This window comes from Flavobacterium sp. (genome assembly GCF_020217025.1).
Classification (GTDB): Bacteria; Bacteroidota; Bacteroidia; order Flavobacteriales; family Flavobacteriaceae; genus Flavobacterium.
This window is the reverse complement of sequence record NZ_JAIWOF010000215.1, coordinates 1-10,000: the sequence shown is the minus strand read 5'-3', so window position 1 is coordinate 10,000 and position 10,000 is coordinate 1. Positions and strand designations below refer to the sequence as shown.

Here is a 10,000-nt window from a genome sequence, read left to right as displayed (position 1 = left end):
ATACAAACAAAAACTTATCGAAATCAAAGAAGACGGGATTTATTTAGTATAACAACGTTTATAATGCCAATAATAGCGCAATCAAAATACAACGAACTTGTTTCGGGTTTTTACAAGAATCCTCACATTGCTACTATTTATGCAGGTAAGTTCAAGCGTTTTAAGGCTCCCGATTATAAAAGAGAAAAAATAGAACTTTATGATGGCGATTTTTTAACCGTTGATTATAAAATTACGAATCCAAATAAAGCCATTATTTTGTGCCATGGTTTAGAAGGAAATTCGCAAAGAACCTATATTAATAGTTGTTCGGATTATTTTCTAAAAAACAATTATTCTGTTTTTGCATGGAACAATCGTACTTGCAGTGGCGAAATGAATCGTTTGCCTCAATTGTATCATCATGCCTCAATAGAAGATTTAGATGCAGTTGTACAATTTGCATTGAGTAAAGAAATTAAGGAGTTGTATTTAATAGGTTTTTCTATGGGTGGTGCCCAAATTTTGAACTATCTAGGAAGAGAACCCCAATTAAATGATGCTATAAAAGCAGCTGTTTCTGTTTCTGTTCCAATTGAAATTCAAGTAAGTGCTGATGCTTTACACAAAGGATTTAATCAAATTTACATGAAAAATTTCCTTATCGGATTAAGTGAAAAATTGAAATTAAAAGCCAAACAATTTCCAGAACTTATCGATTTACATCAATTAAAGAGAGTGAAAAATTTTAAAGATTTAGACGATAATTTCACAGCACCATTACACGGTTTTAAAGATCGTTTTGATTATTATTACAAAGTTTCTCCGGCAAGAAGTTTGGATGCCATTACAAAACCAGTTTTAATCTTAAATGCCTTAAATGATACTTTTTTAGGTGAAGGATGTTTTCCAGTTGATGTTGCTTCTAAAAGTTCGAATATCTTTTTAGAAACGCCTGTTTATGGTGGTCATTGTGCTTTTATTGTAAAGGAATCAAATTATTCTTTTGCTGAAATGAGAGCTTTTGATTTTTTTGAATCATTTAAATAGTAAGTTATGAATTTAAAACCAATCCTCTACTTGATACTAAGTGCTGTAATTTTAATTATGACCTTAGTTGGTATTTTCCAAAATTTTGAAATCATTCATTTTATCGGTTTTGAAACCGAAGTCATTTGGATTCCTATTTGGATAGGTATTGTAATTTTACCTCTCTTAAATTTATATGAAATTACTGTAAATACTGATGATTACAATAAACATTATTGGTTAGCATTGTTATTAAATGTAATTTCCATCTTTTTTGTTTTGAGAAATTTCAACATTGAATTACTTAACTTGTAGTTACAATTTCTTTTAGTAACCATTTCTTTATTAAGTTGTCATTATGAGTTATCGATGCAATGAAATATTTCGAACTCACAATAGCTTTTGAATTTTCAATGGTTTCTTTCATCACGCCTTTATTATCAATATAATTAGAATGGATGAAATGAACTTCTTGATTGTTTTTATAAATGTACCCAACATGAAAATCCAACCCAATAAAATAAATACCATCCTTTTGTTTTAAAAAGTACTTTTTTAATTCTTGTTTGGTAACGTTTTGAAGTTTCTCAATAGTAGTCCCGCAAGCGATACTTTTAGCTTCTTCTTCAGGACTTTTTTGTGCTAATTTGTATCGATTTAGATTAAATCCTACGTCTCTTAAAGTCGTGGAAACAAAATAGCCACAAGCGATTGTTCCTTGTTTTGGTGTTTCAGTATGACCTTCAAAACTCCATTTTGTGGTGTACCAATGATTGAAAATATCTTGGAATAAACTTTCGGTTAGTTTTATTCTTGCCTCATTTAGTGTATTGGCTTTATTTTCATTTGAAAGATATTCTGTTTTCAATAGACTTCTTTCTTTTTCAATATTTGTTTTTGTAACGGAATAGTTTGTAAGGCTAAAAGTGAGTAACAGAATTAGGATTTTCATTTCGAGTAATTTATGGAATAACGTTTTTAACATGTAATTAGTATTTAGTATAAAATAAATCACTACATTTGTATATACAAATATTAATTTATGAATCGCAAGAATTTCATAACTTTACTTTCAGGAGGAGTCGCTATGGCAAGTATACAACCGTTCTATGATTGGACAAAAGGATTAGGAGAAGAAGAGGAGAAGATGCCCGTTTTATTCATTGGACATGGTTCGCCTATGAATGCTATTGAAGATAATATATTTTCAAAACGTTGGCAACAAATGGGGAAGGAAATCCCAACACCAAAAGCAGTTGTAGTCGTTTCGGCGCATTGGTTAACGAAAGGTACAATGGTAACAGCAATGCCAAATCCGAAAACGATTCATGATTTTGGTGGTTTTCCACAAGCGTTATTTGAGGTACAATATCCAGCGTCAGGAAGTCCTGAATTGGCAACTGAAATTCAAAAATTGATTACCAATCCTGCGGTGGAATTAGACCACGATTGGGGATTGGATCACGGCACTTGGTCGGTAGTTAAACACATGTATCCTGATGCAGATATTCCGGTTTTGCAATTGAGTATTGATTATTACAAACCAGCAGCTTATCATTATGAATTGGCAAAACAATTATTAGCACTTCGTAAAAAAGGCGTTTTAATTATTGGAAGTGGTAATATGGTTCATAATTTACGAATGGTAGCCTGGAATAAACTTAGTGAGCCTGAATACGGATTTGATTGGGCTTTAGAAATGAATGACATCTTTAAAAATAAAATTTCAAACGGCTTTCATAAAGATTTAATTCAATATGAAAAACTTAATAAAGCAGCTACTTTAGCGATACCAACACCCGATCATTATTATCCTTTGTTATACATTTTAGCACTTCAAACGGATAATGATAAAGTGGAATTCTTTAACGATAAAGCGGTTGGAGGTTCGTTAACGATGACTTCGGTAAAAATAGGCTAATTATTCGCCTTCTTCTTCATTAAACTTAAACGGATAATCACCAAATTTTGGTGCTAAACGTTTCGTTTGGTATGTTTTACGAGTAAATTTGTTTGAAATGGCAATGATAGTTACGGAATCTTTATGAAGTGTAACTAAAGAAGAGGTGTTCCCATGCCACCAACCATTGTGAAAGAAGTATTGTTGCCCCGTTTCAAATTCTAACATTCGAATACCTAAACCGTAGTTTTTAGTTCCTTTTCTTTCGTAGCTGTAGCCTTTGTACATTTCTTCCTTCATTTTAGCACTAAGGAATTTATCAGAATATAGCGCTAAATCAAATTTCAGTAAATCACGTGGAGTAGAATAAATGTTTTTATCTCCATACACTTGGTCCAAAAATTCGAAAGCCAAACGTAAATAATTGTTTTTATACGACTGACTCACTTCGTCTTTCTTGTTTAAATCATCAAAAACGAATGTGTTTTTCATGTTTAAAGGATCAAAAATCATTTCCTGAAGCACTTTTGGATACGTTTTGTTGGTCACTTTTTCAATGATTAAAGCCAATAAAGCATAATTCGTATTACAATAACCAAAACGTGTTCCTGGTTTTGATTCTAACCCAATATCTTTGGTAGCTAAAAGTGTTAATACATCTTGATTGGTTAGTGTTTTCTTTTTATCCCAAACACCTTTGTCATCTGTAAAATAAGCATAATTTCTTAAACCACTTCGGTGACTTAATAACATTCTAACGGTAGTTTCTTCGTAAGGAAATTCAGGTAATATCGATTTTACAGGATCGTCTAATTTAAGTTTCTTTTGGTCTACTAATTTCAAAACGGTAACCGCTGTAATCACTTTACTAACGGACGCAATGTGTAAAGGAGTATCTTGTTTTATAGAATCGCCTTTTTCTTTATACGCATAGCCACTGTAATTTTCATATAAGATTTCACCATTTTTAGCTACCAAAAACGAACCACTGAAATCTTTTGCATTGAGTTTTTTATCGTAAAAGGCCTCCATTTCATTTCCCATTCTTTTTTTGTAAATAGTAGTCAAAGGAGTAAAGTTTACGGCATATTCAGAAACATTACCTTCTTTATCTTTTAAGGTAGATTCTTTGTTTTCGTCGGGTTTATTTTGGCAATTAAAAAGTAGTAAACTTAAACTTACAATTACTATTTTATTAAACATAAGGCGTATTCTTAAACGTAATATTTGGATTTAGGCGTTGCAATGTAGCAATAAATTCTTGTTGTTTTTCAGGAGAAATGTAAATATCATCATATTTGTTATAGGTAATAATTAATCCAATATGACTCAATGCTGGTTTCCAAATAGTTGGTACATAAATTCCTTTGTGATATTCAATTTTATTGATTTTAGTTACATCAATTTTACCTTTAAAAGGACCCGATTTCCAATGTAAATCCGTGTTTTCAATCTTGTAAAAAGTGGTTTTATAGGTCCAAATTAAAAATAAAATCACTAAAAAATGTATAGAAAACAATACTACGAAAGGCTCGTAAGAATCTTCAAAAAGAGCAGGAATTGTTAAGAGCAATAAAAATAATATAACTCCAACATAAATATATTTATTCAATTTACTTACTGCCGATTTGAAAATCATATTACAACCCTAATTTCTTCTTAGTTTCTTTAGAAATTCCATCTTTGTGTACCATAACCGAAATGGCTTTTAATTTCATATAAGGAACACTCATATACACATAACCACCGTTGGCAACTCTTTTTTCGTCGCTTCCCCAAGAGTTTTTTACTTTATAATACACATTTCCTTTTTGGTCTTTTACTTTACCTACAATGTGCATTAAATGGTCGTCAGTTGTGGTCAAATTTTCAAATTCTTGTTGACGGAATTCAGGTGTGATTTTCTTTTCGACAACAATTTCAGCCAAACCTGTTTTAGTATCTTCTTCTTTTTCTGGAATAAAAGCTACACCATATTTTCCTGAAAACGTCGGTTCTGAAACATCACAATCTAAAGAAAGCGAGTAACCATTAGCCAAAGCGTTGTCAATATTAGCAATAAATTCATCTAGTGGTAAATTATACATGCTTCCGTTAGAAAAGTTATCTGGAATATTCAAAATGAATGGTTTGTAATTCGCTTCATGTGTGAACGAAGTCAAAGTCACATAATTTTCTGGTTTGATTTTAGCGAATTCTGCAAATGATTTTGGCGTATAATTTTTGCCTTCGTATTCAAATTTAGTTGGAATACTTCCTAAATAAATATCTAAAACGGCACTAATCGCTGGTTTCCAATTCGGAGATAATTTCTTTGCCGGATTTTCTACATACGTTTTCAACATGGCTTCCAAAACCGCAACCATTTCAGCGTGATTGTGTTTGTTGGCATCGTCATTTAAACCATCATAAATACTGTTTGGAACCAATCCGTATTTTGCTACGCTGTTGATTACATCATGCGCCAAGGCACCTTCACTAAAACTGGCATTTCCTTGGCGTAGAACATAATTTTCTGCTTTTAACGGATACGTAGTTCTCGCTTGATACATTTCAGAAAGGTCGATTTTCTTACCCGTTAAACGAATAATTTCGGATTCTAAAAACGACGAAGTAGAGAAACTCCAACACGTTCCCGTAATATCTTGTGAGATAACAGGCAAACATTCCACATCGTTAACTTTCTGAAATTCATAGTTTTGAGCCGAAGCTGTAAAAAAGGATGCACTCAATAGTAATCCTACATATATTTTTTTCATGTGACTTATTGTTTTGAACTTGCAATATAATGCAAAAAATGAATTATTTTTACCAAAACAAATACAAAAATCAAGATCAAGGACAAGTTCAAAATCAAATTCAAAAATCAAGTTGAATCTTGAATAGTTTAATCAAAAGAATAATGGAATTAAACGAACCAACGGAAAGAATATTTAATTTAGATGAAAGATTAGTAAGATTTGCTGGTGAATCGATTTTCTTTGTTAGAAAATTAGCAAAGGCTTATGAATTAGAATATTACAAGAACCAATTGATTCGTTCTTCATGAAGTGCTTCCTTAAATTATGGAGAATCTCAAGGAACAATTACAGATAAGGATTATGTTTTTAAATTGTCTCTAGTAGTAAAAGAGTTGAAAGAATCCAGAAATTCTCTTCGTGTATTAAATTATATTAAAGAAGGGGAAGAAAAAGAGAGAAATTGGCTTCTGACAGAAGTGGAGGAATTAATTGCCATTACATCAAGAATGATGTTAAACAAATTGAAATAGTTTTTTACACAATTTTTTTTTAAATTAAATTTGAACTTGCTCTTCAATTTGAACTTGCTCTTGAACTTGCCCTTGAACTTGAATTTGCCCTTGTACTTGAAAAATAAAATAAATTTAAAAATATGAATACAATCAATTGGAAAACCGTAAGAGAATTTGAAGATATTACCTATAAAAAATGCGACGGAGTTGCAAGAATCGCTTTCAATAGACCAGATGTAAGAAATGCATTTCGTCCTAAAACAACCAAAGAATTAATCGAAGCTTTTTACGATGCGCAAGAAGATACTTCTATTGGAGTGGTATTATTGTCTGCTGAGGGACCAAGTTCTAAAGACGGAATCTGGAGTTTTTGCAGTGGTGGTGATCAAAAAGCACGCGGACATCAAGGATATGTAGGAGAAGATGGTTACCACCGATTAAATATTTTAGAAGTACAACGTATGATACGTTTCATGCCAAAAGCGGTAATTTGTGTTGTTCCGGGATGGGCTGTTGGTGGCGGACACTCGCTTCACGTTGTTTGTGATTTAACCTTGGCGAGTAAAGAACACGCGATTTTCAAACAAACTGATGCTGATGTAACGAGTTTCGATGGTGGCTACGGTTCGGCTTACTTAGCTAAAATGGTAGGACAAAAGAAAGCAAGAGAAATTTTCTTCTTAGGCAGAAATTACTCGGCTCAAGATGCTTTTGAAATGGGAATGGTAAATGCTGTGATTCCACATGCGGAGTTAGAAGATACGGCTTATGAATGGGCACAAGAAATTTTAGCGAAATCACCAACCTCAATCAAAATGCTAAAATTCGCTATGAATTTAACCGATGATGGAATGGTAGGCCAACAAGTTTTTGCTGGTGAAGCTACTCGTTTAGCGTATATGACAGACGAAGCAAAAGAAGGAAGAGATGCGTTCTTAGAAAAACGCAAACCAAATTTTGAAAAGAAATATTTGCCGTAATTAATCAAATTTTGATGCTGAAATTAAAATCGTATTATTTTATTTTAATTGTTGTTTTTTTAACAATTCTATATTCTGTTTTTTCATGGATAATGAATTCAATAGAATATAATAATATCATAAAGTTTTTTTGTGTTTTAATAATTATTGTGGAATTATCTTTTTATTCATTTTCTAAATGGAAATCTTATAAAAACGATTGGAAAATAATCGGCAGAACAAAATACAATTTAACAGGTTTTAATTTTTTTATGATAATAGTTCTTATTTTTTCAATTTTAACTCAATTATTTGTTTTCGTAAGAGATAATGAATTACCTGATTTTAGTTTTTTTTATATAGTAGTTTTAAGTTCTATGAACCTCAAACAATTAAACTACCATTTGATTGTAAAACAGAATTTTGTAACAATTATTGAAAATAATTACTTTGAAGATTATTCAAAGTCTGATATTAAATATGTAGCAATTAAAAACAATAATTTAGCTATTGCTCTTATGAAATCGGATAAGGTTTTTAATTTTCCAATTGAAGATTTTAAAGAAAACGAGTTAGAAGTTTTAAATCAATTTATAAAAGTTGAAAATTTAGAAGAAAATAATTTAAAACATGAATTTCACCAATAATCCCATCGACATAACCCAACTTCCAAAATTCGAGGAAGTACAATTAAAAGGCTTAAATCCAAAGTATATTACGGTTTTGCTTTTTAATTTTTCCTTGCTTTTAATTTTGGTTATTGGAGGATTTTCAACCTTGTTTTATTTCAATCAAGATGCTTTTTCTAATACGATTTGGATGGCAATTTTAGTTGGACTAGTGTTGATTTTAGTTGGATTAGTAGTGTTTACGAAATTTAGTTTTCAGAAAAAAGGATATGCTTTTAGAGAGCACGATGCCATTTATAAATCAGGTTTGATTTCTGAAACTACTACAATTATTCCTTTTAATAGAGTACAGCATGTGGCTTTACATCAAGGATTTATTTCTAGAAAATTAGGATTGGCTTCAATCGAATTATTTACCGCTGGTGGTAGTAGTTCTGATTTAGAAATTCCAGGGTTACTTTTATCAGATGCACAGCTTATTAAGAATTTGGTTTCCCAAAAAATCAATCCGCCAAAGCAAGACGAACCAATTGAAGTAGCACCAACAGAAACTCCATTAACTGAAGAACATGAATAAATCTGTTGATTTTTCTCAACCGCAACGTCAATCGCTTCCAGGGATTTTGATCATGTTTGCCAATTCCTTGCAGAAGACAGTTCGTGCTTTGTGGCCAATGTTGTTGATTTGGTTAGTCAAGTTTGATTCACTTAATAAATTGGTTTTTTTTGGAAGTGTAGCGGGTGTTGTTTTGATAATTGCAATCATTTCGTACTTGCAATATTTATTTTTCACCTTTCATATTGATGAAGAAAATGGCGAATTTGTTATTCAAAAAGGAGTTTTAAATAAGACTAGAATTACCATTCAGTTGCATAAAATTCAGCAAGTTAACATCAATCAAAGTTTAATTCAACGTTTGGTTGGCGTACATAAATTAGAAATCGATACTGCTGGAAGTGATAAAAAGGAAGCTTCAATTAGTGCAATTTCTCATGAATTGGCAACTATTCTGAAAGAACGATTAATCAATCATTCGCAACAAGAAACAGTTGAAAATATCAATATTATTTCAGAAGAAGTCACTCCAACCTCTTTCATAAAAATTGGATTACTAAGTTTAATTAAAATCGGGTTTACTTCTAATTATATCAAGAGTTTTGCTCTAATTTTTGTATTCTTCACTACCATATTAGAGAATCTACAACAGTTAAATACAGAAGTAATTGACGAAGATAAAGTTACGGGTTACCTAGATACTTTGCCCATTATAACTTCGTTTTTAATAGTGGTAGGGTTTTTTATTGGACTTATTTTATTGGTAAATTTGGTTCGAACGATTTTGAAATATTTCGATTTCACCATTCAAAAAAGCAAACAAGCTATTATTCTGTCATACGGATTGCTTTCAACAAAAAACACCTTGTTGAATCCGAATAAAGTTCAGAAAATTAAAGTTACCCAAAACTACTTTCAAAAGAAGTTGGATGTGACCACAATTGGTATCCATCAAGCCTCAAGTGATGCAGAGAAGGTAAAAGAAAAAGACCAAATAGAAGTCCCAGGTTGTAATGAAAACGAACGCGATGCTATTCTAAAATTGTTATTAGGGCAATTGCCTCAAAAAAGAACGATGTATTTGCCGAATTGGAGAAAATTAGCGGTCAACACCTTTTTCTTTTTACTAGTCCCAATAGCTATTACCTTATTCCTAAATCATAAAACGGAATTCGTAACCTGGAACGATTGGTTCATGTATACGGCAATTTTTTCTGTTTTCGCTGGAGTGATGCTTTGGTTTTCGTTTAAAAATTATAAGCTTTTTGTTTCCAATGATTTCATCATCAAACAAAATGGCGCTTGGGATATTGATACGACAATTATTGAACCTTATAAAATTCAAGCCATCGCAACTCAACAATTCTTTTGGCAAAAAGCAACGAATATTGGTTCGGTTACGCTATCAACAGCAGGAGGAACCGTAAGTTTTACCACTGGAAATTATACCGAAATCAAGCAATTGGTGAATTATTGGTTGTATCAAGTTGAAACTTGGGAAAAAGGTTGGATGTAGTGGATGGGTGAAAAGAGGAAAGTAAAAAGTAAAAAGTAAAAAGGGAAAAAGGAAAAGGGAAAAAGGATAGTATTGGTAATTTTTGTTATCCTATGTTTGCAAAAGGAAGTTCTTTGAAAATTTTATAAATTTATTTCAACAGAAGAAAGAGAAAGATAAAAGCTAAATCTTGTCATTGG

Annotated in this window: 12 protein-coding genes and 1 pseudogene; 9 read left to right on the top strand and 4 right to left on the bottom strand. The window is 31.5% G+C overall.

The window, feature by feature from the left end; all coding sequences use genetic code 11:
* Together LDL23_RS11230 and LDL23_RS11225 are read left to right on the top strand one after the other, a co-directional pair.
* Nucleotides 1–1,029, top strand: a 1,029-nt coding sequence (locus LDL23_RS11230) for an alpha/beta fold hydrolase (RefSeq protein WP_291265786.1), incomplete at its 5' end; no start/stop codon positions are given.
* Nucleotides 1,030–1,035: 6 nt separating this feature from the next.
* Nucleotides 1,036–1,323, top strand: a complete 288-nt coding sequence (locus LDL23_RS11225) for a hypothetical protein (RefSeq protein WP_026726815.1) — start codon at nucleotides 1,036–1,038, stop codon at nucleotides 1,321–1,323.
* Here the strand turns inward: LDL23_RS11225 and LDL23_RS11220 are convergent.
* Nucleotides 1,313–1,993, bottom strand: coding sequence for a hypothetical protein (locus tag LDL23_RS11220; protein ID WP_026726816.1), 681 nt, complete (start codon nucleotides 1,991–1,993; stop codon nucleotides 1,313–1,315). The two genes, LDL23_RS11225 and LDL23_RS11220, sit on opposite strands and share 11 nt — an antisense overlap.
* Nucleotides 1,994–2,050: 57 nt before the next feature.
* Here LDL23_RS11220 and ygiD point away from each other — a divergent pair, with 57 nt between their 5' ends.
* Nucleotides 2,051–2,929, top strand: a complete 879-nt coding sequence (gene ygiD / locus LDL23_RS11215) for a 4,5-DOPA dioxygenase extradiol (protein WP_291265785.1) — start codon at nucleotides 2,051–2,053, stop codon at nucleotides 2,927–2,929.
* On the opposite strand, the gene LDL23_RS11210 is transcribed toward ygiD, so the two are convergent.
* From LDL23_RS11210 to LDL23_RS11200, 3 genes are read right to left on the bottom strand one after another with little or no spacing between them, the layout of a single operon-like run.
* Entirely contained in the window at nucleotides 2,930–4,111 is a 1,182-nt protein-coding gene (locus LDL23_RS11210; RefSeq protein ID WP_291265784.1) for a serine hydrolase, read from the bottom strand.
* Complete coding sequence (locus LDL23_RS11205; RefSeq protein ID WP_291265783.1) at nucleotides 4,104–4,547, bottom strand: PH domain-containing protein; 444 nt, start codon at nucleotides 4,545–4,547, stop codon at nucleotides 4,104–4,106. The genes LDL23_RS11210 and LDL23_RS11205 overlap by 8 nt, the downstream gene beginning before the upstream one ends.
* A gap of 1 nt (nucleotide 4,548) precedes the next feature.
* Nucleotides 4,549–5,667 (bottom strand): C1 family peptidase, encoded by a 1,119-nt coding sequence (locus tag LDL23_RS11200; RefSeq protein ID WP_291265782.1) that lies wholly within the window; start codon nucleotides 5,665–5,667, stop codon nucleotides 4,549–4,551.
* Between the two features lie 143 nt (nucleotides 5,668–5,810).
* Between LDL23_RS11200 and LDL23_RS11195 the strand changes: the two genes are divergently transcribed.
* The 6 genes and pseudogenes from LDL23_RS11195 to LDL23_RS11170 all read left to right on the top strand — a co-directional run bounded on the left by LDL23_RS11195 (nucleotide 5,811) and on the right by LDL23_RS11170 (nucleotide 9,821).
* Nucleotides 5,811–5,957, top strand: coding sequence for a hypothetical protein (locus tag LDL23_RS11195; protein WP_291265781.1), 147 nt, complete (start codon nucleotides 5,811–5,813; stop codon nucleotides 5,955–5,957).
* 12 nt (nucleotides 5,958–5,969) lie between these two features.
* A pseudogene (locus LDL23_RS11190) lies at nucleotides 5,970–6,179 on the top strand (four helix bundle protein); the annotation flags it as partial.
* A gap of 122 nt (nucleotides 6,180–6,301) precedes the next feature.
* Nucleotides 6,302–7,141 (top strand): 1,4-dihydroxy-2-naphthoyl-CoA synthase, encoded by an 840-nt coding sequence (locus tag LDL23_RS11185; RefSeq protein WP_291265780.1) that lies wholly within the window; start codon nucleotides 6,302–6,304, stop codon nucleotides 7,139–7,141.
* 356 nt (nucleotides 7,142–7,497) lie between these two features.
* Nucleotides 7,498–7,767, top strand: a complete 270-nt coding sequence (locus LDL23_RS11180; RefSeq protein WP_291265779.1) for a hypothetical protein — start codon at nucleotides 7,498–7,500, stop codon at nucleotides 7,765–7,767.
* Nucleotides 7,751–8,326: a PH domain-containing protein gene (locus tag LDL23_RS11175; RefSeq protein WP_291265778.1), complete on the top strand. Its 576-nt coding sequence runs from the start codon at nucleotides 7,751–7,753 to the stop codon at nucleotides 8,324–8,326. The genes LDL23_RS11180 and LDL23_RS11175 overlap by 17 nt, the downstream gene beginning before the upstream one ends.
* The gene (locus LDL23_RS11170; RefSeq protein ID WP_291265777.1) at nucleotides 8,319–9,821 is read left to right on the top strand and encodes a PH domain-containing protein; all 1,503 of its coding nucleotides are present in this window, start codon (nucleotides 8,319–8,321) and stop codon (nucleotides 9,819–9,821) included. The genes LDL23_RS11175 and LDL23_RS11170 overlap by 8 nt, the downstream gene beginning before the upstream one ends.
* Nucleotides 9,822–10,000: the final 179 nt, after the last annotated feature.